The sequence below is a fragment of the Halomonas alkaliantarctica genome, assembly GCF_029854215.1.
In the GTDB taxonomy this organism is placed as follows: Bacteria; Pseudomonadota; Gammaproteobacteria; order Pseudomonadales; family Halomonadaceae; genus Vreelandella; species Vreelandella alkaliantarctica_A.
Window position 1 is genome coordinate 2,306,570 of record NZ_CP122961.1, and the last position, 20,330, is coordinate 2,326,899.

The window sequence follows — 20,330 nt, forward strand, 5'->3', positions numbered from 1 at the left end:
GCATTAGACAACTGTTTTTTATTGCCGCATCATTGCACCATCAAGCACAACGTCACTGGAGAGATTTCATGCAAAAACTGATTCTTGGTAGCCTGACAGCCCTGGCGCTTGCGGTTAACGTCGCCAACGCTGAAACGCGCAGCATCAAAATGGGCACCGTCGCTGGCCCTGAAACTGAAGTAATGGAAGTGGCGGCGCGCATTGCCAAAGAAGAGTATGACCTTGATGTGGAAATCATCGAGTTTACTGATTACGTTACCCCGAATGCCGCCTTGGCCGACGGCAGCTTAGACGCTAATGCTTACCAGCATGAGCCCTACCTGCAGTCGATGGTCGATGACCGCGGCTATGATCTGGCAATCGCTGGCTACACCTTCGTGTACCCAATTGGCGCTTACTCAGAAAAATACGACAGCATTGATGATCTACCGGAAGGCGCCCAAATCGCGCTGCCTAACGATCCTTCCAATGAAGGTCGCGCGCTGATTTTGATGCACAACGAAGGCCTGATCACCCTTAACGACCCGGAATTCCTCGAATCAACGCCTATCGATATCGCGGAAAACCCCCGCGACTTCCGTTTCCGTGAAATTGAAGCCGCTCAGCTACCCCGCGTGCTGCCCGATGTCGACATGGCGTTTATCAACAATACCTTCGCACAGCCTGCTGGCTTAAGCCTGGATGATGCCCTTATCAAAGAAGGCCCCGAGTCTCCTTACGTCAACCTGATCGCGGTTCGCGGCGGTGACGAAGAGCGTGAAGAGATTCGCCAACTGGTCGACGCCTATCAGCGCGATGAAGTGATCGAAAAAGCTGAAGAGCTATTCAAAGGCGCAGCAGTTCCTGGCTGGACAGAGTAATACCGCAAGCCATCAATAGATGATCTCAGGCCGGCACGCATAGATCCCCCTATGCACAAAGTGTCGGCCTGTTGCGTTAGCAGCAAAGGATGCCAAATGCAAAACAGTGTTGATTACTCATTGCTCAATCGCCAGCTTGAAGCGCTGCTCGATACACGCGATTGGCTTACCAACAGCGCACAAACCTGCGCCTTTATCCACCAAGAGCTTAGCGACTTAAACTGGGTAGGCTTTTATCTTCAGCGCCAGCCTGAGGTATTAGGTTTAGGCCCTTTTCAAGGGCAGCCCGCCTGCCACCCGATACCCTTCAGCAAAGGCGTGTGTGGGGCGGCCGCACGCTTACGAATCACCCAGCGAGTGGACGACGTGCACGCGGTCGCCGACCATATCGCCTGCGATGCCAACTCCCGCTCTGAGCTAGTGATTCCCATCGTGATCGACGGCGACCTTTGGGGCGTACTGGACCTGGATAGTCCGCTGCATGCGCGATTCACCCAGCAAGACCAAGCAGGCATTGAAGCACTGGTAGCTACCTTTATGCGCCAGACAGACCTACCCGACTTGATTAAAAAAACCAGTTAAAAGCGACCTATAGCAGCCACACAAAAACGCCCCAGTCAGCAGTGACTGGGGCGTTTTTGATAATATCTGGTAGGACCAGGCGGATTTGAACCGCCGACCTCCACGATGTCAACGTGGCGCTCTAACCAACTGAGCTATGGTCCTGAAAATAGGTGGTGGCACTAGGCTGGTAGAACCAGGCGGATTTGAACCGCCGACCTCCACGATGTCAACGTGGCGCTCTAACCAACTGAGCTATGGTTCTATTGCGCTATCTGGGTAGTCGCATGCCTTGCAACGGATGCATATCTTACGCTTTCATCGCTGAATTGCAAGCTATTTCCCTTCACGAAGTGCTCTCCCCCAGCAGTGCCGCCCATTACGAATAGAGGTTCCATTCGACACCTATAACCTTCTAGCGCTAGGCTAAGCACTTCAATGTGCTAGGAAGCCTCTGATTAACGTGATGAGCGCAGGCCAGACAAGGCAAAAATCAACGAAAAAGCGGAGTTTACAGGTTGTAAATGAGCATTTTGAGGCGATTTTTAACGCCAAATGGGCAAGCGCAATAGTGAATCAGGGGCTTCCTGGGTGTTATCTATAGGGAGATAAAGATGCTGGGTATTTTGCTAGGAAGCATAGCGATCGTGCTGTTATTGGCGACGCTGATTGCACGCATACATTTGCAATGGTGGTGGATCCGCAGTTTTGAATTCCCACGCCTTCAGATCGCTTTTCTAGCCTTAATCACCTGGTTATTAACCGCTATTTTCGTTGAGCCTGGCCCCTGGCTATGGATAGCCCTGCTCGCCTCGGGCATCACATTACTGTTTCAAGCTTACTATATTCTGCCCTGGACGCCGCTTTGGCCGGTGCAGGTTAAGGCGGCAGAGAGTGACGATGCAGGTAAACAGATAACACTACTGATCGCTAATGTGCTGACGCCTAATCGGCAGGCGCAGCAGCTAATCGATATGATCAAACAGCATCAGCCCGACATTGTATTGACTCTGGAATCAGACCAGTGGTGGCAGGATCAGTTGGATCCCGCGCTCGCAGAACAGTGGCCTCACAGCGTTAAAATTCCGCTAGATAACCTTTACGGCATGCACCTCTACTCACACCTGGAACTCACCGACACCTCCGTTGAGTGGCTGATTCAAGACGATATTCCGTCGATTCATACCCGAGTGACGCTTGCTAACGGCGATAGCATTCGCTTTTACGCGCTCCACCCCCGCCCACCGGCCCCCAGCGAGAGCGAGAAATCTCTTTGGCGGGATGCCGAGCTGCTGTTGGTAGGTAAGAAGATTCATAAAGACCCCCAAGCGACGCTGGTCGCCGGGGATCTTAACGATGTGGCGTGGTCACGCACCACACGGCTGTTTTGCCGCATTGGCGGCATGCTTGACCCACGCCGGGGGCGCGGTTTATTCAGCACTTTCCACGCCAAATATCCAGTGTTGCGCTGGCCCCTTGACCATATTTTTGTGACCGAGCACTTTACCTTAGTCGGCATGCAGCGCCTGAATTACTTTGGCTCTGACCATTTCCCAATACTGGCCACCTTTTGCTATCGCCCCTCGCGTCAAGACGAGCACGAAACGCCCGAAGCGAATGCCGAAGAGCGCAGCGAAGCCAGCGAAACAATTCAGGAAGGCGAAACCGAAAAGCAGGAAACCTGAACACGCGCTGCTTGCAGCTAGCTGACCCTCTGCGTGCTACTCGGGGATGCCTCCCTGCGTTAACGCAGCGGGGTCTAGCAGCCGCTCTAGCGTCTCCCGGTCGAGGTCAGTTTTCTCCTCAGCCACATCAATAATTGGCCTACCCGCTTGGTAGGCCTCTTTAGCGACAGCGGCGGCGGCGTTGTAGCCAATCACACCATTTAGCGCCGTTACCAAAATGGGATTTCTGGCCAGCGGGCCTGCCAGGTTATCTTCACGCACTTTAAAGGTGGCAATCGCACGGTCAGCCAGCAGCCGGGCGGTATTACTCATCAAGTTAATTGAGGTAAGCAGATTGGAGGCCACTAATGGCAGCATCACGTTCAATTGAAAGTTACCACTCTGCCCGGCCACGGTAATGGCAGTATCCAGGCCAATAACCTGTGCAGCGGCCTGGGCGGCTGACTCTGGAATAACAGGATTAACCTTCCCGGGCATAATCGAGCTCCCAGGTTGTAATGCCTCAAGCTCAATTTCTCCCAACCCAGCCAACGGCCCTGAATTCATCCAGCGCAGGTCATTGGCAATTTTCATAATCACACAGGCTAAACCTTTCAACTGCCCTGAAAGCTCTACCGCCGCATCCTGGGAAGAGAGGCTGGCAAAGAAGCTGTCATTAGGGGTGAACTTCAACCCCGTCTGATCGCTCAACTCTTGAGCGACCTGCTCTGCAAAGCCGATAGGTGCGTTAATGCCGGTACCCACGGCGGTGCCACCTTGAGCTAATCGGCAGACTCTTTGCATGGCGCTATCAAAGCGCTCAATGGCCTGACCTAGTTGGCTCGACCAGGCACCCAGCTCTTGATCCATGCGCAGCGGCATGGCATCCATCAGGTGCGTGCGGCCGGTTTTTACCACGTGGCTGAGCTCGCTAGCACGTTGATCAATAATGTCACGTAGGTGAACGAGGGATGGGCGCAGTGATTCGTGTACCGCGATGGCAGCCGAAAGATGAATCGCCGTGGGAATCACATCATTGCTGGACTGCCCCATATTGACGTGATCATTCGGGGTGACCTCAACGCCCTCACGGCTAGCCAGTGTTGCCAACACCTCGTTGACGTTCATATTGGTGGAGGTACCTGACCCGGTTTGGAAAACGTCGATAGGAAAATGCTGGTCGTGCTTGCCCGTTAACACTTCACGAGCTGCTTTTTGAATTGCCTCCCCTCGCGCACTATCAAGCCCTCCTAGCGTTTGATTGGCCCGGGCGGCCGCTAGCTTGATACGTGTGACCGCATGAATAAAAGCCACAGGCATAGGCGAATGAGAGACAGGAAAATTATTGACTGCCCGCTGGGTCTGTGCCCCATAAAGGGCGTCGGAAGGCACTTCCAGTTCGCCCATGCTGTCGCGTTCCATCCGTGTTGCCATTGCTCTTGCTCCCATCAATGAGATTAATAGTGATGCTTATTTGAGCGCATAGCCGATCCATCGTTCGCTAGCTAAGGCCACATCCCCTCCCTTCAAGCTAGCTGGTTAGACCCTACGGGTAAACACGTCGTTACCTCGCGTCGTTTAAAATGCCAAAAACCAAATGTTGCACTGCACAAAAACACTTGCTATGCTGCACCGCAAGATAGCTTAAAAAGCTACTCATTCAATAAGCAGCGCCAACCTCTGGATAGCTGCTTTGGCAAGACTAAACCCAGGAGAGTATGACGATGCGTACATTAAATACTAACGAAATGACTCAGCAGTTTGACAACATGTTTATGGCGCCTGTCCGCGCTTACATGGCATTGAGCATCGATTACAGCGAAAAAATGCTTAACGCTCAGATGGACGCCAGCAAAGCCTATGTCGATACCGGCATTGCGCAAATGCGTCAAATGATGGACGTAAAAGACGCTGAGGGCCTGCGCAGCTACATGGAAGGTCAGCAAAAAGTGGCTAAAGAGCTGGCTGAGCGTGTTAAGGGCGATACCGATAAAGTCGTATCTCTACAGCAGGACTTTATCCAGAAAAGCCAGAAAATTACTGAAGACAACGTTAAGCAAGCGCAAACTGCTGCTAGCAAATTGAGCAAAACTGCTTAATCGCTTATTGAAACAGTAAGCTAGTCAGTAATTTGTATAGAACGCCCCTGTTGGCCCTCGCCGACAGGGGCGTTCTAGTTACTGTCATTAACATGTTTTACCAGCGGCTTCACCAACCGAGAGCGGATTTCACAAACGGAATCGTCAATTTACGCTTGGCCGATAGCGATTCTTTATCCAGGGTTTCCACTGCACGGCAAAGTTCACCTAACTCGCGGGGGCCACGATGCAAAATATAGCGCCCGACGTCATCGGGAAGCTGCATCCCTCTCACGCTGGCGCGTAGCTTTAGCGCTGCCAAACGTTCAATGTCATCCTCTAAGGGATGTACATGAAAAGTCACGCCCCAGGTTAACCGCGATGCCAGATCGGGCAGCACCACGTTTAGCTGTCGTGGGGAAGCACTTGCGGCAATCACTAATTTTTTACCCGCATCTCTTAGTCGGTTAAATGCATGAAACAGCGCTTCTTCCCAGCGCTTGCGGCCAATCACGCACTCCAAGTCATCAATGGCAACAAGATCCAGACGTTCGATGTCTTCAAGCATTAACGGCGGAAAGTGGCCCAGGTCATTCAGCGGTAAGTAAAGCGCGCGTTTATCTGCATCCGAGGCTGCGTGACACGCCGCCTGAAGCAGATGGCTACGCCCTACCCCTGGCGCTCCCCACAGATAAAGAAACTGCTCACCCTCCGGGGCCAACTGCTGGGCAAGATTGTCTACCAGCGGCGTATTTGCACGCGCCACATAGTAATTACCAAAGGTCGCGTCGTCACGCAGTCCAATTCCCAAGGGAAGCTGTGCCGGTGCTCGGCTCATGGTGACTCCCGTCCATCGAGGTGGCCCAATTCGTCATGGTGTGAAGAACTGGTCTCAATGATTGGCGTATGTTTGTCGGTATTTTTTTCGTCGTATAACTCGCTATGCTGATAGCGCACTTTTACTTCTTTTAGCAGTACTAGAATCACCGCGGCAACGGGCAGTGCCAACAACACCCCTGTTAAGCCAAATAGATTACCCCCCGCCAGCACGGCAAATATAACCGCAACCGGATGCAGGCCAATTTTATCGCCCAACAATTTAGGCTGCAGAATCACGCTCTCAGCCATTTGGCCAATACTAAACACCAGGATAACCCCTAGCACCGCCCACCAAGTAGCGTACTGGAACAGCGCGACGACAAGGGCAATCGCTAGGCCGACAATAAAGCCCAAGAACGGCACAATACTTACTAACCCGGAAACAAAGCCGATCAACAGCCCAAAATTAAGCCCCATCAGCGTTAAGCCCACCGCATAAATGATCCCTAAGCAGAGCATCACCAGCAGTTGCCCACGTAAAAACGATGACAGCACTTCATCGCAACGACGCGCCAACCGGAAGGTATCGTCTGCCCACTGACGTGGCACGAGATTGGCAATATTGGTCAGCAGACGGTTCCAGTCCAGGAGTAAATAGAAGGTAACCACAGGTATCAACGCCACATAGGTAATCCATGAAACAAAGGCCATACCGGAACGGCCAATTTGCCCGAGCGCCTGGGCTAAATAGCCGCCAGCATCGCGCCAGTTTTCGGCCAGCGTCTCGCGCGCATTGGTTAACTCGGCAGTTAAGTCATAACCGGTCCACACCTGCACTTGAGGAGCGAGGGTATTTTCTACCCAATTGAAGATACCCGGAATAGCCTCGCCCAGTTGCTTAATCTGTTGAACAAGAAGCGGTATTAAAATCAACAAACTCACCACGAGCACGACCAGCAACACTAAAAACACGCTACTCACCGCGAACGGCCGATTCATGCCCCAGCGTTGGAAACGGTTAGCCAGCGGATCAGCTAGGTAAGCAAGAATCATCCCGGCAATAAAAGGCATCAGAACCGCATCTAACAAATAGATTAAACCGCCTATCACCACCAAAAATAGGACACCCCACCAAGAATTCCGCATAGTTACCTCTCAAACGTGGACTTAATCCAACCACTTATCGTGACTATTTTCATTTATCACTACTATTTTTGCTGATCGATACTATTTTGCTCATCGATACTATGCCGCATATGAGTAAAAGCCGCTTGTAAGCTTTGCATAATATGTCACAGCGGTGCGGCCTGCGTCGCTGGGTGTTACAATCCGCTCCAGTTATCGTCCAGCACTGGCCATGTCGCCAGCACTACCAGCACCGCTATTTGCTTCACAGGATCTGTCATGACCGAGACCTCCACTTCTTCGGCTACTCCTTCTCTCAGCTATAAGGACGCAGGCGTCGATATTGATGCCGGTAACGCCTTAGTTGACCGCATTAAACACGTTGCCAAACGCACTACTCGCCCAGAAGTAATGGGCGGACTTGGCGGCTTTGGCGCGCTATGCGAGATCCCAGCGGGCTATCGGCAGCCCGTGCTCGTCTCTGGTACCGATGGCGTCGGCACCAAGCTGCGTCTGGCGATGGATCTTGGCAAACACGACACCATTGGTATTGATTTGGTCGCTATGTGTGTCAACGATCTCATCGTGGCCGGCGCCGAACCACTTATATTCCTCGACTACTATGCCACGGGTAAGCTCGATGTGGATATTGCTGCTGACGTTGTCACCGGCATTGGCACTGGTTGCGAACTGGCTGGCTGCGCCCTGGTAGGCGGCGAAACCGCCGAAATGCCGGGCATGTATGAAGGCAGCGACTACGATTTAGCGGGCTTTTGCGTGGGCGTGGTTGAAAAAGCAGACATTTTAGATGGCAGCAAAGTGGCCGAAGGCGACGTCATATTGGGGCTTGCCTCATCAGGGCCACACTCCAACGGCTACTCACTGATTCGTAAAATCCTTGAGGTTAGCAACGCATCGCTAGAGACCGACATCGACGGTAAGACCCTTGGCGACGCACTTATGGCCCCCACCCGTATCTACGTTAAATCACTGCTCTCCTTAATGCGCGGCAGCGAAATCGCGGTGCATGCGTTATCGCACATCACCGGTGGTGGATTGCTTGAAAACATTCCCCGCGTGCTGCCGGACAATCTCGCTGCGCATATTGATATTGCCAGTTGGCAGCGCCCCGCTGTGTTTGATTGGCTCCAAGCCAACGGCAACGTGAATGAAACCGAAATGCACCGCGTGCTCAATTGCGGTATTGGCATGGTCGTTGTGGTGCCTCAGCATCAAGCAGAGCAAGCGGTGGCTCATTTGGAAGCCGAAGGCGAATCAGTTTACCGCCTCGGCCAGATCGTTGAGCGCCAAGAGGACGCCGTTATTCTGGAGAACCTCTCGGCATGACCAATACGGACTACCAGAGCGATACCATCAAAGACGTAACGCCAGAACCACTGGGTGCACGCCGTATTGTGGTGCTTATTTCAGGTAGTGGCAGCAATTTGCAGGCGCTGATTGATGCTCAGTCCCACGACCGCTTAGGCGGCGGCGAGATCGTCGCGGTCATTTCCAATATCGCTGACGCCTATGGTTTAAAGCGCGCCCGCGAAGCGGGCATTAATGCGGTTGCGCTACCCCACCGGGAATACGATAGCCGCGAAGCTTATGACGGCGCCTTGATCAAAGTCATTGAGCGCCACGAGCCGGACCTGATTGTACTGGCAGGCTTTATGCGCATTTTGACGCCGCGCTTTGTGCAGCGCTTCCTGGGCCGAATGCTGAATATCCACCCTTCGTTACTGCCGGACTACCAAGGGCTCAACACCCACGCCCGCGCCCTGGCAGACGGTGTTGCCAGCCACGGCTGTAGCGTTCACTTCGTTACCGAAGATTTGGACGGTGGTCCGGTGGTACTGCAGGCAGAGCTGCTGGTCAACGCTGACGACACGGCTGAAACACTGCAAGAGAAAGTTCGTGACCGCGAACATTTGATCTACCCGATTGCGGTGCAGTGGTTTTTGGAAGGCAGACTGCAGTTCAGCGCCGAAGGCGCCAAAATGGACGGTCATCTTCTGCCGGAACACGGTATGCGGCTTTCCCACGCCGATGCAGCAGAAGAGCTTGATGAGGAGCTCGACGAAGAGTCGTAAGACTGACTAGTTAACACTACTGCGCTTGAGCATCAGGCAATTGCTTTGCTTTGATACCAAGCGCAGGTTTCCACGAGGGCGCTGTGAACCCATCCCTGGGCGCTACTTTTTCCATCCCTGGAAAAAGACCCTCGTTTCAACCTGCCCTTATCCTCGCTATCGAGTTTGTACACTCAATCGCCTATTCCAGAATTAGGTACGCGGCAGAGTAACCCCACGCTGCCCCATATACTTTCCACCCCGGTCTTTATAAGAGGTTTCGCATACTTCATCCGACTCTAGGAAAAGCATTTGCGCAACGCCTTCATGCGCATAGATTTTCGCCGGCAAATTAGTGGTGTTAGAGAATTCCAGCGTAACGTGACCTTCCCACTCGGGCTCCAACGGCGTCACGTTGACAATAATGCCACAGCGCGCGTAGGTAGATTTACCCAGGCAAATAGTGAGCACGTTGCGGGGAATCCGGAAGTACTCCACCGTGCGCGCCAGCGCGAAAGAGTTGGGTGGAATAATGCATACGTCGCCTTTAATATCGACGAAGCTTTTCGCATCAAACGCCTTGGGATCAACTATCGCTGAATGAATATTGGTAAAGACCTTGAATTCATCAGAGCAGCGCACGTCATAGCCATAGCTTGAAGTGCCGTAGGAAATCACGCGCTGTTCATTCACATAGCGCACTTGCTCGGCTTCAAACGGCTCAATCATCGCGTCGCTTTTGGCCATGCGACGAATCCAATTATCAGATTTAATACTCATTTATTTCGTTATCACTCACTAAAGGAAATAGTTGGGCCGTCGCCTTGATTCGCGCTAACCGCTTCAGCGACTTTTTCGGCAATCGACGCAAAAGTTTGACTCACCGCCCCCTCTGGTTCAGACACTACGCTTGGGCGACCCGAATCCGTCAGTTCCCGGATGGAGAGCGTTAGCGGCAGGCGTCCAAGCACTTGGGTATCGTACTCTTGAGCGATGCTATCGCCACCGCCGGTGCCGAAAATAGCCGCTTCATGACCACAATTTTCGCAGTGGTAGAGGCTCATATTTTCAACCACACCAAGCACCGGAACGTTAACCTTCCGGAACATTTCGATCCCTTTACGGGCATCTAACAGTGCAATGTCCTGCGGGGTGGTGACAATCACCGCGCCAGCGACTGGCACTTTCTGGGCCAGCGTCAATTGGATATCACCGGTGCCGGGGGGCATATCGATCAACAGAAAATCGAGATTATCCCATTGGGTTTGCGTCAGCATCTGCTGGAACGCACCCACTACCATCGGCCCGCGCCATACCATTGGCTCACGGGTATTGACCATAAACGCCATCGACATAGCCTGAATGCCATGGGCCTCAAGCGGAAGGAATTTGTCATTGCTTGCCGCCTGAGGGCGCGTACCCTCTTTAACACCGAGCATTTGTGCCTGGCTGGGTCCATAGATATCCGCATCCAGGACACCCACGCGATAGCCCTGTGCAGCCAGTGCTAATGCCAAGTTCACGGTGACAGTGGATTTTCCCACGCCTCCCTTGCCCGATGCCACTGCAATAATATGCTTAACGCCGTCCATTCAATGGCACTCCTCGTTCTAGGTTCTTAATATCTGAATTAACGTTGAGTGAATGATACGCTTCGCAGCCACAATCATAAACCAACAACAAGAGGGCGGATGCCGGTTCCCCGACATCCGCCCTCACTTTAGTAACGAGAAAGGTGCGTTACAGCATTACTATCTAGCCACTTATTAGCCAGCGTTTTGCTGCGACTCTTCACTTCCACCATCGCTGTCATTAGCGCTTTCACTTGAAGAACCTTCACCTGACGAGCCCTCATCCGACGAGCTATCCTGTGAAGGGCTGTCCTGTGAAGATGAAGCCGCCTCACCTGCTGACTCTTCCGCATCGGCTAAGCGGCTATCTAATGTCGACAGCTCATCGCGCCATTCGCTTAACTGGCCTTCTAAACGCTCCAACTGGCTCTCACGCTCTTCAATATCGCTTTCAACACTCGACACTTCCTCGCGGCCCATCTCCAAAGCGACCATGACATCATCGAGCTCGCTGCGCACATCGTTCAAGCTCTGTTCTTCCTCTTCGCGAAGCGCCGTTAGCGAATCAACTTCGTTTTGCAGCTCATCGCGTTCGCTAGTGATGGAGTCACGCTCGCTTTTTAACTCATCAAGCTCGCTTTGGGCAGTTGAGACTTCTTCTTCTAGGCCGCTCAGCTGTTCATTCGCTTGGCTAATCTGCTCTTCTAGCCCGGACAACTTCTCTTCCGTGTTGGACAGCTCTTCAACCGCTTGCTGACGCTGCTCCTCGGCTTCCTGACGGGCGGCTTCGGCCTCCTGGCGGGCTTCTTCCGCACTTGAACGTGCTTCTTCTACTTGCTGAAGAGTACTTTCCGCCTCATCCCGAGCGCTGATGATCTCGTCGCGCTCTTCGCGCAGCGCGCTCATCTCGCTATCAGCGCTCTCTACCTGCTCGTTAAGAGAGGCAATTTCCTCTTCTAGCGCATCACGCTCAGATTCAAGTTCTTCCAATCGCGACTGCACATCGCTGACATTGCCTTGGGCGCTTTCAAGCGACGAGCTGGCTTCTTGCTGCTGCGCCTCCAGAGATGCCATCTCCTCCTGCAGCGCGGCTAAATTGGTTTCAGCTTCCTCAATTTCACTAATGCGCTGGCTCATCTGGCTATTTTCTTGCTCAGCACTGGCGAGCTGCTCCTCTAAGCTATCGACGCGATCCTGGCGAGAGCCTGCATTCGACTGCGCCATTATCGCCCAGATAACGGCGATAGCAGCGATACCGGCAATCGCTTTTACCCGATTATCTTGAAAGAGGGTTTTCATATCCGATTTTTTAGCCGGCTCTGGCTTTTTGGCAGGCGGTTGGTTATCCGAGTGGTTTGCTTCCGACATTATGCGTTCCTCTATGGTCTAAGCTAACGTTTGCCCAAGCTAACGATAATCCGTTGCGCGACGATCAAGTACGTGAATAATGCGCTAACCGTGGATGAGCTCCCCTTAAGCATACACAGCTCACTGTATCTAGCCAGTCTGTTTGCAAAATCGTGTACAAATGTTGCTACTACGTTACCGGACAGACAGGAACCATTATTATTTCAGCCCAAAGGGGGATGCTTTCCCTCATGAAAACCAGAGGCCTCTCCATTTGGCGCATCAAACCAATTCAGTGTGGTATGCAGTGACACCACGCTACCTACTATTAGCAGCGTAGGCGGTTTAATGTGGCCCGCCAAGAAAGTATCTGGCAGCGCAGACAGGGTACCCACATGGGTAAGCTGTTGGCGGGTAGTGCCTTGTTCAATTAATGCCAGCGGTGTTTCTGGTGCTAAGCCGTGCTTAACCAGCGCCTGGCTAATCACATTAACGCTGCCTAACCCCATATAAAACACTAAGGTTTGCCCGGGTCGCGCTAACGCATCCCAATCAAGCTCGCACTCACCCTGCTGCAAATGCCCGGTAACAAAACGCACCGATTGCGCATGATCGCGATGGGTTAAAGGTATGCCCGCATATGCGGCACAGCCGGAAGCAGCCGTCACCCCTGGAATGACTTCCACGCTCACTTCTGCCGCCACTAGCGCCTCAAGTTCTTCTCCGCCTCGGCCAAAAATAAACGGATCACCGCCTTTAAGGCGCACGACACGCTTGCCCTGCTGCGCCCACCTTACGAGCGCTTGATTGATGCCCTCTTGAGGAACGCTATGCAGTGAGCGTGCTTTACCCACATAAAAGCGCTGAGCCTGTGCCGGTATAAAGGCGACAATTTCATCACTAACCAAACGGTCGTACAGCACCACTTCAGCTGACTGCAGGCGCTTATAAGCTTTTAGCGTTAATAGCTCTGGATCGCCAGGGCCAGCGCCCACTAGGCTTACCAAGCCATATGGCTGAGACGTTTGCTCTCGTCCTGCTTCCAAGAATCCACCCCAGGAATAAAAAAAGTTTTTGATATGCAAAAAAGTAATTAATTTTACCACTAAATGCCAATAACGCCTTGTCTATTGCTTAAAATAGAACCCAATATATATAAGAAAAGAACATGCATATTCTATAAAAATATAGATAATAATGATTTTGTCTGCAACGGCTTACATCCTGATTACGTTTTTAGGGCTAATCTTCACGATCGAATTCAAATTGGCATATGTTTGGAGATTCACGCATGCCCGTGAATGATATAGACGCACCAGAGCGAGTCAGTGCAGACCACCTAGTACCCCACATACCAGGCGTTATCTTTCAGTTTCATCGCGCGCGCAATGGCCATATGCGGTTCCCCTACTTAGAGGGCGGCGGCGTGGCTCTCAAACATATTGACCGGGATCTGCTTGCTCAAAATGCTGGCGAGTTAGTTGAGCAACTGACCGGCAACGACCATCCCAAGATAATGTCGGCGATCGAACGTTCGGCCCGCTGGATGCTGCCTCTCACGACGCGCTTTCGGCTACCGTTTCCAGAAGACAACCCCCGCTGGATTGCGGTGAGCGCCAAGCCAAAGCCCGTTGCCGATGGCGTACAGTGGAACGGCATAATGATGGATATTAGCGATCAAGTCAGCGAAGAGCAGCGGCTTCGCAAGCTATGCGACACAGACCCCCTGACGCAACTGCCCAATAGGCGCAAACTGATGATGCACTTAACCCATGTTGCATCGCTTAGCACCCGCCACGGCACACCGCTCTCCATCATGATGATCGATATCGATCATTTTAAACGCCTTAACGACCGCTGGGGCCACCTACATGGGGATGATGTGCTTAAACAGCTAGCGATGCACGCCCAGTCGCTGCTGCGCTGTGAAGACATGGTCGCTCGGTTAGGAGGTGAAGAGTTTATGGTCGTGCTGCCGCTTACGCCGCTGCAGCAATGCCATGCACTTGCTGACCGCTTACGCCAGGCCATCAGTGTACGCGACTTCGGTATGGGGCCGGGCCAAGTGACATTGAGCATTGGGGTTGCCGAGTATCGCTGTGGCGAACCCCTCACGAGCTTGATCGAGCGGGCAGATCAGGCGCTGTATAGCGCCAAAGACGTTGGTCGCGACTGCGTTTGCCATCTACGCTGATAGGGAACCCCCCATTGCAGGAGCCATACAATGACAAGGCTAGCCGACGCCATTTGTGAGCCATGCAGCAAAAATGCTCAGCCACTAAGCAAAGATGAAGCCCAAGAGCGGCTAAAAAGCCTCAGCCAGTGGCAGATTGTCGAGCACGATGGCATCATGAAGCTGTCGCGAAGTTTTAAATTTCGTGACTTTGCCAGCGCGTTGGCGTTTACCCAAAGCGTTGGCGATATTGCAGAGCAGGCTGGCCATCACCCCGTTATAGTGACCGAGTGGGGCAAAGCCACTGTCACGTGGTGGTCTCACGCTATTAAAGGCCTGCATCTTAATGACTTCATTCTTGCCGCCAGAACCGACGAGGTAGCCGAATAAATGTTTGAGCATATTGAGCGAGTCCCAGGAGATGCCATTCTCGGGCTGATCGAAGCTTTCAAGAAAGATACCAATCCGCAAAAGGTGGATTTAGGTGTTGGTGTTTACCGCGATAGCCAAGGCAATACGCCGGTAATGCGCGCCGTTAAGGAAGCAGAAGCTCGCCTGCTCAAGAATGAAACGACGAAAACCTATATCGGTTCTCACGGCGCGCCCAGCTATAGCGAAGTAGTGCTTCCCATGGTTTTAGGCGCTGAATCACCGGTACTGAAAGCCAACCGTGCCAGTGCTACCCAGTCGCCTGGCGGCACTGGCGCCCTGCGCCTGGCAGCCGATTTCATTTCCACTCAACTGCCGGGCAAAGGCATCTGGGTAAGCGACCCAACGTGGCCCAACCACCACGGTATTTTTACTGCCGCGGGTATTGAGCTACACAAGTATCCCTACGTTGACCCCGACAACCGTCTCGACTTTGACGGTATGCGCACAGCGCTAAAAAGTATTCCGGAAGGCGATGTCGTCGTACTCCACGCCTGCTGTCACAACCCTACGGGTTTTGACCTTTCCCAAGACCAGTGGCAGGAAGTGCTAGAGATTGTACGTGAGCGCAAACTCCTGCCGCTGATCGACTTTGCCTATCAAGGCTTTGGTGAAGGCTTGGATGAGGACGCTTACGGCGTTCGCCTACTGGCGGAAAACCTCGATGAAGCAATCATCACCAGCTCCTGCTCGAAGAACTTTGGTATTTATTGTGAGCGCACCGGCTGCTTGATCATGGTGGCAAAAGACAGCGAGCAGATGGACAACATTCGCTCTCAAGTCGCCATCGTTGCCCGCGAGAACTACTCAAACCCGCCCGCACACGGTGGCGCTATTGTCAGCGAAATCCTTCACGACGCAGAGCTGACGGCGCTATGGCGTGAAGAGCTCACCGAAATGCGTGATCGTATCAATACGCTGCGTCGCGATTTCGTTGAGGCGTTGAAACCCTATGGCCTGGACGAGAAGTACGCCTGTGTAGCTGAACAGCGCGGCATGTTCTCCTACACTGGATTGACGCCGGAACAGGTGGATCGTCTGCGCGATGAGTTTGGCATCTACATGGTGCGCTCAGGCCGCGCCAACGTAGCTGGCTTCTCCCATGAGAACCTGCCCTACTTGGCCAAAGCGATTGCCGCTGTCAACGACTAACTACCAAGCATTACCGCACTTTAAACGCCCAGGCCTTCCTGGGCGTTTTTGTATGCAGGGCGCTTGACCGATTAGTCAACACTTCGGCACACTCAGCTTGCCTTGTATACAACACACCATAATCAAGAGGCCTATCATGGCGGCAGCCAGCATCCACTACCCCTGGTACAAAAAAGAAGATACCGACGCGTTCTTCGCCCTGTTCCAAAACAACATTGCCAACTTTGTCATTATCGCCATCACCATGCTGGGCATGGGATTTCCCTCCTCCATTGTCTATGGGCAAGTACTACCAGGCGCGGCAGTAGCAGTAATGGTGGGTAATTTCTACTATGCGTGGAGTGCGGCAAGACTCGCCCGCAAGGAGAACCGCGCCGATGTAACAGCGCTCTCTTACGGTATCTCAACGCCGGTCATGTTTGTGTTTCTATTCGGCGTACTGCTACCCGCCAAACAGCTCACCGGTGATGCAGAAATGGCCTGGAAAGTGGCGGTCGCCGCCTGCTTTATCAGCGGCGCCATCGAAGCCGCCATCAGCGTGATTGGCCGCTGGGTGCAGTATCACCTGCCGCGTGCCGCCATGCTGGGCGCCGTTGCGGGTGTTGCACTGACGTTTATCGCCGGTGAAATGTTGTTCAAAACGCTGGAAATGCCGATTATTGGTCTACTGGTGCTAGCGATCATTATTGTTGGTCTGGTCGCACGAGTGAGTATGCCGTTTAAACTGCCCACATCGCTATTCGCCATTATCGTCGGCACCACCATGGCCTATTTGATTGGCGACGCCGGCACCGAGCGCTTTAGCGAGGCGTTCACTCACTTGGGCTTTTATCCATTACTTCCCAACCTGGCCTGGTTTGAAGGTCTGGGTTTACTGCTGACCAGTATGCTGGCGGTACTCACCGTGGTGCTGCCGATTACGCTGTACAACGCTATAGAGACGATGAACAACGTCGAGGCGATGGAAGCCGCAGGCGATAAGTACGATGTGCGCGAGTGTCAGGCGGTTGATGGCGCCGGCACCATGATTGGCGCGCTGTTTGGCGGCGTGTTCCCGACCACGGTCTATATTGCCACCGTGGGGGCCAAGTGGATGGGCGCAGGCCGGGGCTACAGCATTCTCAACGGTGCTGTATACGCGCTGGCTACCATGTTTGGTTTAATCGCCGCCCTGGCCTCGATTATTCCCGTTTCGGTGGTCGCACCGATTTTGGTCTTTGTCGGCATGTCGATGATTGCTACCGCGTTTCAGGCTAACGACACTCGCTACTACCCTGCCGTGGCGCTGGCCATGCTGCCCTACTTCGCCAACTACGTGATGACGCGCTTTAACCGCGGAGCTGGCGAGGTCGTCACCGACATCTCCAGTGCCATTGTGGTAATGGGCCAAGGGGCTATGTTTATGGCCATTCTGCTGGGTGCAATGACGGTATCGGTAATTGACCACCAGTTCCGGCGCGCGGCCGCCTTCGCTGCCATTGCCGCGGGCTTTTCCTTCGTCGGGTTGATGCACGCTCCAGAGCTGGCACTCAATGCTGCCCCAGAGTTCGTGATGGGCTATCTAGGCATGGCGCTGCTGTTTATTTACTTCTCCTTTCAAGAAGCTGGACGCCTGCGTTAATTGACGAATCCCGCCTGCCGGTGCGGGCGGGACAGAATACGCCGCATGACCTGCCACGCCATCAAGCCCGCCAGCAGGTTACCTACGGCGGCGCCCGCCGCAAGCCCCCACCAGTCAAAGAATTGCGAGCCCAACCAGAGGCAAGGTAAATAGCAGATAAACAGCCGTGCGCTGGATAGCAGCATCGCTCGCAGCGGCCAACCTAAAGCATTTCCCGCCGAGACCACTAGCATACAAACGCCCAGCGCGGCGTAACTAGGCAGCAGAAATCGAATCAGCAGGGTCAGCTCATTTTGTACCTCTGGATTACCCGCTAAGGCCATGGCTAGCCAGGGAGCTCCCAGAGCCAGTAACACGCCCAGACTAAGCTGCCAAACCAGCGCGACCTTTACCGCCAAGCGCATAAGCTGCTGAATCTGCCCCCAATCACCGGCACCGTAGCAACGTCCTAACCACGGAGGCAGCGACATGGTCATGGCAAGAATGACCATCAGGGAAAGCGTTTCCAAACGGCTAGCCAAGCCCCAGGCCGCCACTTCACTTTCACCCAGCCCCGCCACCACTGAGATTGCCAGCATCGCCGCTAAGGGCGGCATCAGTTGGCTGACCATAGCGGGGGCGGCAATGCCCGTAAAAGGTCGCCACGACTGTTTCGCCTCGAGCCACAGATTCTGTTGCGATGCCCACTCGCGTTTGAGTAATTTGCGCGTCGTCACCAACAGACCCACCGAAAAGGCAATAGCGGTTGCCCAGGCAGCACCGGGCAGCCCCAAGCCCTCCCAATCGCCTACCCCAAAAATCAGCAAGGGGTCGAGCACGAGGTTCACAAGGCTGCTCAGCACCATCATCTTGCCCGGCAAACGGGTATCCCCATGGGCACGAAATACGCTATAGCTAAAATAGAGCAGCGCCCCCAGCCACGCTGATAACAGCTGGGGCCCCCAGTAAATGTAGATATACGAGAGCGTGGTGGCATCCGCACCCAGCAGTCGATAAATGGGCACATGAAATAGCCACAATATGATCGCCAATAGGCCGATCACGCCACCGCCCGCCATTAACACCAAACTGCTTAAGCGCCTCGCCCGGCCACCTTCCCCTGCGCCTAGCGCCCGGGAAATAAGCGCTGCGATGGCAATACCCATGCCCACCTGAATGCCGATAATCAGAAATGACAGCGGAAAGGTGAACGACTGTGCAGCTAGCTGCGCAGTACCCAAACGGGCAATAAAGGCGCTATCAACAAGTTGAAAACCCAATAACGCCAAAACCCCGATGGCCATTGGCCAGGTTTGCCGCCATAGGGTTATCGCCAACTCGCGTTGCTGCATCACAATTGCCAAGCTAACTCTCCTTTTATTCGCCTTAAACGCAAAAACGCCACCACCCCTAGCGGGGTGATGGCGCTTAACTAAAAGTACTCTTTACTGACGAATACCTTCAAACGTGACGTATAGCTCAAGCTCATGCATGGATTCAGGGAAATCACTCATGTCGATTCCGTAATCGCCCAGTGTCAGCGTAGTGCTACCTTCGAAACCAGCCCGGTAGTTGCCCCAAGGATCATCGCCTTCACCCAACAGAGTGACCGGCATTTCAATTTCTTGGGTTTCGCCATGCAGGGTCAGATCACCCGTTAGCACGCCCTCATTTTCACCCGTTGATTCAAAGCCTGTTGATGTAAAGGTGGCGGTCGGGAACTCGCTGGCGTTGAGGAAATCATCGCTCAAGATATGACGATCACGCTCAGCGTGGTTACTGGTCAAGCTGTCCACCTGAACTTCGATTTCGGCAGAAGAGGCATCAAGATCTTCAGGGTCGTAGGCAAACTGACCCTCAAACTCTTCAAAGCTGCCTAAAATGTAGGAGAAGCCCAGGTGTGAAATTTTAAACTGAACGAAGGCATGCTGGCCTTCGGTATCAATCTGATAATCAGCCGCTTGAGCTTGACTCAATGGTACCAACGCTACGGCGGCAATGGCGGATGCAAATGCTGTCTTCTTGAACATATTGAATTGCTCCTTGCTTTACTTAATAGGCACCGCGGGCAGGAAATTGCCTTACCCGCGGTGTTTAGAAAAAAACGTATATAAACAATATCATTACTTTGTTGTGCGGTGATCACTGGTTTGGCTATGCGCAGGATTCAGCATTCTCACCAATGTTTTATGCCGATCTAACCAGTGGTGCTTAAAGGAAGCAAGGGCGTGGCCCGCGGCTAAGAACATTAATGCCAGGGCGCTGTACCAGTGCACATTGCCCGCTAGGCTTGCCTGATTGGGCAAATCATATAACAGCGCAGGCACCTCAAACCAACCAAACACACTGATACCACTCCCGTCGGCGGTGGAGATTAAATACCCGCTAATCATCACCACTAAAACCAATACGTACAAAGACATGTGACCTAAATGGGCCGCAATAGTTTCTAAGCGGCTGCCCTCTGCGTGGGGCGTCGGCTGGAGGAAGCGCCAAACCAAACGCGCCACAGTGGCTAGCAACAGTAAAATGCCAATCGAGCGGTGTACCCACGGCCCCTGATTATACCAAGGGTCATAATAGCCCAGATCCGTCATCCACCAGCCCAATGCAAACAGACCGATAATGGTCAACGCACTTAGCCAGTGAAACAGGATACTAACCAACCCCCAACCGCTGCGACTATTTCGCCACATCACTCTTTTCCTTTATTGGTCGCTAACCTTTAGCAAGCACTTCAGTGGGCAAATCATATCGTGTAACAGCGCCAGGAACCGCTGAAAAAAGCAGAACACTTCATTCGTAAAAACCACTGTTTGAAGATAGCGTACCGTTTGAAATTGAAGCAAAAAAAACCGGCCAACTACTTGGGCCGGTTT

The 20,330-nt window shown here is 53.2% G+C and carries 20 protein-coding genes and 2 tRNA genes; 10 read left to right on the top strand and 12 right to left on the bottom strand.

The features are described 5' to 3' along the window. Positions 1-68 precede the first annotated feature (68 nt). Positions 69-860, top strand: a complete 792-nt coding sequence (locus tag QEN58_RS10555; protein WP_280103632.1) for a MetQ/NlpA family ABC transporter substrate-binding protein — start codon at positions 69-71, stop codon at positions 858-860. 96 nt (positions 861-956) lie between these two features. Beyond that, positions 957-1,442, top strand: a complete 486-nt coding sequence (locus QEN58_RS10560) for a GAF domain-containing protein (RefSeq protein ID WP_280103633.1) — start codon at positions 957-959, stop codon at positions 1,440-1,442. A gap of 67 nt (positions 1,443-1,509) precedes the next feature. Here QEN58_RS10560 and QEN58_RS10565 read toward each other — a convergent pair. Together QEN58_RS10565 and QEN58_RS10570 are read right to left on the bottom strand one after the other, a co-directional pair. Next, positions 1,510-1,586 (bottom strand) — tRNA-Val (locus QEN58_RS10565). 23 nt (positions 1,587-1,609) lie between these two features. Beyond that, positions 1,610-1,686 (bottom strand) — tRNA-Val (locus QEN58_RS10570). A gap of 349 nt (positions 1,687-2,035) precedes the next feature. Here QEN58_RS10570 and QEN58_RS10575 point away from each other — a divergent pair. Further along, complete coding sequence (locus QEN58_RS10575; protein WP_280103634.1) at positions 2,036-3,106, top strand: endonuclease/exonuclease/phosphatase family protein; 1,071 nt, start codon at positions 2,036-2,038, stop codon at positions 3,104-3,106. 36 nt (positions 3,107-3,142) lie between these two features. On the opposite strand, the gene QEN58_RS10580 is transcribed toward QEN58_RS10575, so the two are convergent. Then, entirely contained in the window at positions 3,143-4,519 is a 1,377-nt protein-coding gene (locus tag QEN58_RS10580; RefSeq protein WP_280103635.1) for a class II fumarate hydratase, read from the bottom strand. Positions 4,520-4,809: 290 nt separating this feature from the next. On the opposite strand from QEN58_RS10580, the gene QEN58_RS10585 reads away from it, so the two are divergent. Next, positions 4,810-5,184 (top strand): phasin family protein, encoded by a 375-nt coding sequence (locus QEN58_RS10585; protein WP_064233518.1) that lies wholly within the window; start codon positions 4,810-4,812, stop codon positions 5,182-5,184. Positions 5,185-5,293: 109 nt separating this feature from the next. Here QEN58_RS10585 and hda read toward each other — a convergent pair whose 3' ends face one another. Together hda and QEN58_RS10595 are read right to left on the bottom strand one after the other, a co-directional pair. Next, a complete protein-coding gene (gene hda, locus QEN58_RS10590) occupies positions 5,294-6,001 on the bottom strand; it encodes a DnaA regulatory inactivator Hda (protein WP_280103636.1) in 708 nt (235 codons plus the stop codon). Next, positions 5,998-7,128 (bottom strand): AI-2E family transporter, encoded by a 1,131-nt coding sequence (locus QEN58_RS10595; RefSeq protein WP_280103637.1) that lies wholly within the window; start codon positions 7,126-7,128, stop codon positions 5,998-6,000. Before QEN58_RS10595 ends, hda begins: the two co-directional genes overlap by 4 nt. A 258-nt stretch (positions 7,129-7,386) precedes the next feature. Between QEN58_RS10595 and purM the strand changes: the two genes are divergently transcribed. Continuing rightward, positions 7,387-8,454, top strand: coding sequence for a phosphoribosylformylglycinamidine cyclo-ligase (gene purM, locus QEN58_RS10600; RefSeq protein WP_280103638.1), 1,068 nt, complete (start codon positions 7,387-7,389; stop codon positions 8,452-8,454). After that, positions 8,451-9,200 (top strand): phosphoribosylglycinamide formyltransferase, encoded by a 750-nt coding sequence (gene purN, locus QEN58_RS10605; RefSeq protein ID WP_280103639.1) that lies wholly within the window; start codon positions 8,451-8,453, stop codon positions 9,198-9,200. The genes purM and purN overlap by 4 nt, the downstream gene beginning before the upstream one ends. A gap of 192 nt (positions 9,201-9,392) precedes the next feature. On the opposite strand, the gene dcd is transcribed toward purN, so the two are convergent. The 4 genes from dcd to cobA form a co-directional block, all read right to left on the bottom strand. After that, positions 9,393-9,959 (bottom strand): dCTP deaminase, encoded by a 567-nt coding sequence (gene dcd / locus QEN58_RS10610; protein WP_040481325.1) that lies wholly within the window; start codon positions 9,957-9,959, stop codon positions 9,393-9,395. A gap of 11 nt (positions 9,960-9,970) precedes the next feature. Then, positions 9,971-10,771 carry an iron-sulfur cluster carrier protein ApbC gene (gene apbC, locus QEN58_RS10615; protein WP_280103640.1) on the bottom strand — a complete coding sequence of 267 codons (801 nt, stop codon included), beginning with the start codon at positions 10,769-10,771 and terminating at the stop codon, positions 9,971-9,973. 174 nt (positions 10,772-10,945) lie between these two features. After that, complete coding sequence (locus QEN58_RS10620) at positions 10,946-12,118, bottom strand: coiled-coil domain-containing protein (protein WP_280103641.1); 1,173 nt, start codon at positions 12,116-12,118, stop codon at positions 10,946-10,948. Between the two features lie 203 nt (positions 12,119-12,321). Continuing rightward, the gene (gene cobA / locus QEN58_RS10625) at positions 12,322-13,143 is read right to left on the bottom strand and encodes a uroporphyrinogen-III C-methyltransferase (protein ID WP_280103642.1); all 822 of its coding nucleotides are present in this window, start codon (positions 13,141-13,143) and stop codon (positions 12,322-12,324) included. A 245-nt stretch (positions 13,144-13,388) separates the two neighbouring features. On the opposite strand from cobA, the gene QEN58_RS10630 reads away from it, so the two are divergent. The 4 genes from QEN58_RS10630 (at position 13,389) to QEN58_RS10645 (ending at position 17,472) form a co-directional block, all read left to right on the top strand. Then, entirely contained in the window at positions 13,389-14,291 is a 903-nt protein-coding gene (locus tag QEN58_RS10630; RefSeq protein ID WP_280103643.1) for a GGDEF domain-containing protein, read from the top strand. 30 nt (positions 14,292-14,321) lie between these two features. Further along, positions 14,322-14,660: a 4a-hydroxytetrahydrobiopterin dehydratase gene (locus QEN58_RS10635; protein ID WP_280103644.1), complete on the top strand. Its 339-nt coding sequence runs from the start codon at positions 14,322-14,324 to the stop codon at positions 14,658-14,660. Then, a complete protein-coding gene (locus QEN58_RS10640; protein ID WP_280103645.1) occupies positions 14,661-15,851 on the top strand; it encodes an amino acid aminotransferase in 1,191 nt (396 codons plus the stop codon). Positions 15,852-15,987: 136 nt separating this feature from the next. Beyond that, on the top strand, positions 15,988-17,472 hold the full coding sequence (locus QEN58_RS10645; RefSeq protein WP_280103646.1) for an NCS2 family permease: 1,485 nt from the start codon (positions 15,988-15,990) through the stop codon (positions 17,470-17,472). Here QEN58_RS10645 and QEN58_RS10650 read toward each other — a convergent pair. The 3 genes from QEN58_RS10650 to QEN58_RS10660 all read right to left on the bottom strand — a co-directional run bounded on the left by QEN58_RS10650 (position 17,469) and on the right by QEN58_RS10660 (position 20,147). Continuing rightward, on the bottom strand, positions 17,469-18,815 hold the full coding sequence (locus QEN58_RS10650; RefSeq protein ID WP_280103647.1) for an MATE family efflux transporter: 1,347 nt from the start codon (positions 18,813-18,815) through the stop codon (positions 17,469-17,471). The genes QEN58_RS10645 and QEN58_RS10650 overlap by 4 nt on opposite strands. Before the next feature lie 81 nt (positions 18,816-18,896). Continuing rightward, positions 18,897-19,481, bottom strand: a complete 585-nt coding sequence (locus QEN58_RS10655) for a YceI family protein (RefSeq protein ID WP_280103648.1) — start codon at positions 19,479-19,481, stop codon at positions 18,897-18,899. Between the two features lie 93 nt (positions 19,482-19,574). Beyond that, positions 19,575-20,147, bottom strand: coding sequence for a cytochrome b (locus QEN58_RS10660; protein WP_280103649.1), 573 nt, complete (start codon positions 20,145-20,147; stop codon positions 19,575-19,577). Positions 20,148-20,330: the final 183 nt, after the last annotated feature.

Coding starts and splice junctions, on each gene's coding strand:
- QEN58_RS10555 (WP_280103632.1), top strand. CDS start 69: ATGCAAAAACTGATTCTTGGTAGCCTGACAGCCCTGGCGCTTGCGGTT.
- QEN58_RS10560 (WP_280103633.1), top strand. CDS start 957: ATGCAAAACAGTGTTGATTACTCATTGCTCAATCGCCAGCTTGAAGCG.
- QEN58_RS10575 (WP_280103634.1), top strand. CDS start 2,036: ATGCTGGGTATTTTGCTAGGAAGCATAGCGATCGTGCTGTTATTGGCG.
- QEN58_RS10580 (WP_280103635.1), bottom strand. CDS start 4,519: ATGGCAACACGGATGGAACGCGACAGCATGGGCGAACTGGAAGTGCCT.
- QEN58_RS10585 (WP_064233518.1), top strand. CDS start 4,810: ATGCGTACATTAAATACTAACGAAATGACTCAGCAGTTTGACAACATG.
- hda (WP_280103636.1), bottom strand. CDS start 6,001: ATGAGCCGAGCACCGGCACAGCTTCCCTTGGGAATTGGACTGCGTGAC.
- QEN58_RS10595 (WP_280103637.1), bottom strand. CDS start 7,128: ATGCGGAATTCTTGGTGGGGTGTCCTATTTTTGGTGGTGATAGGCGGT.
- purM (WP_280103638.1), top strand. CDS start 7,387: ATGACCGAGACCTCCACTTCTTCGGCTACTCCTTCTCTCAGCTATAAG.
- purN (WP_280103639.1), top strand. CDS start 8,451: ATGACCAATACGGACTACCAGAGCGATACCATCAAAGACGTAACGCCA.
- dcd (WP_040481325.1), bottom strand. CDS start 9,959: ATGAGTATTAAATCTGATAATTGGATTCGTCGCATGGCCAAAAGCGAC.
- apbC (WP_280103640.1), bottom strand. CDS start 10,771: ATGGACGGCGTTAAGCATATTATTGCAGTGGCATCGGGCAAGGGAGGC.
- QEN58_RS10620 (WP_280103641.1), bottom strand. CDS start 12,118: ATGTCGGAAGCAAACCACTCGGATAACCAACCGCCTGCCAAAAAGCCA.
- QEN58_RS10630 (WP_280103643.1), top strand. CDS start 13,389: ATGCCCGTGAATGATATAGACGCACCAGAGCGAGTCAGTGCAGACCAC.
- QEN58_RS10635 (WP_280103644.1), top strand. CDS start 14,322: ATGACAAGGCTAGCCGACGCCATTTGTGAGCCATGCAGCAAAAATGCT.
- QEN58_RS10640 (WP_280103645.1), top strand. CDS start 14,661: ATGTTTGAGCATATTGAGCGAGTCCCAGGAGATGCCATTCTCGGGCTG.
- QEN58_RS10645 (WP_280103646.1), top strand. CDS start 15,988: ATGGCGGCAGCCAGCATCCACTACCCCTGGTACAAAAAAGAAGATACC.
- QEN58_RS10655 (WP_280103648.1), bottom strand. CDS start 19,481: ATGTTCAAGAAGACAGCATTTGCATCCGCCATTGCCGCCGTAGCGTTG.
- QEN58_RS10660 (WP_280103649.1), bottom strand. CDS start 20,147: ATGTGGCGAAATAGTCGCAGCGGTTGGGGGTTGGTTAGTATCCTGTTT.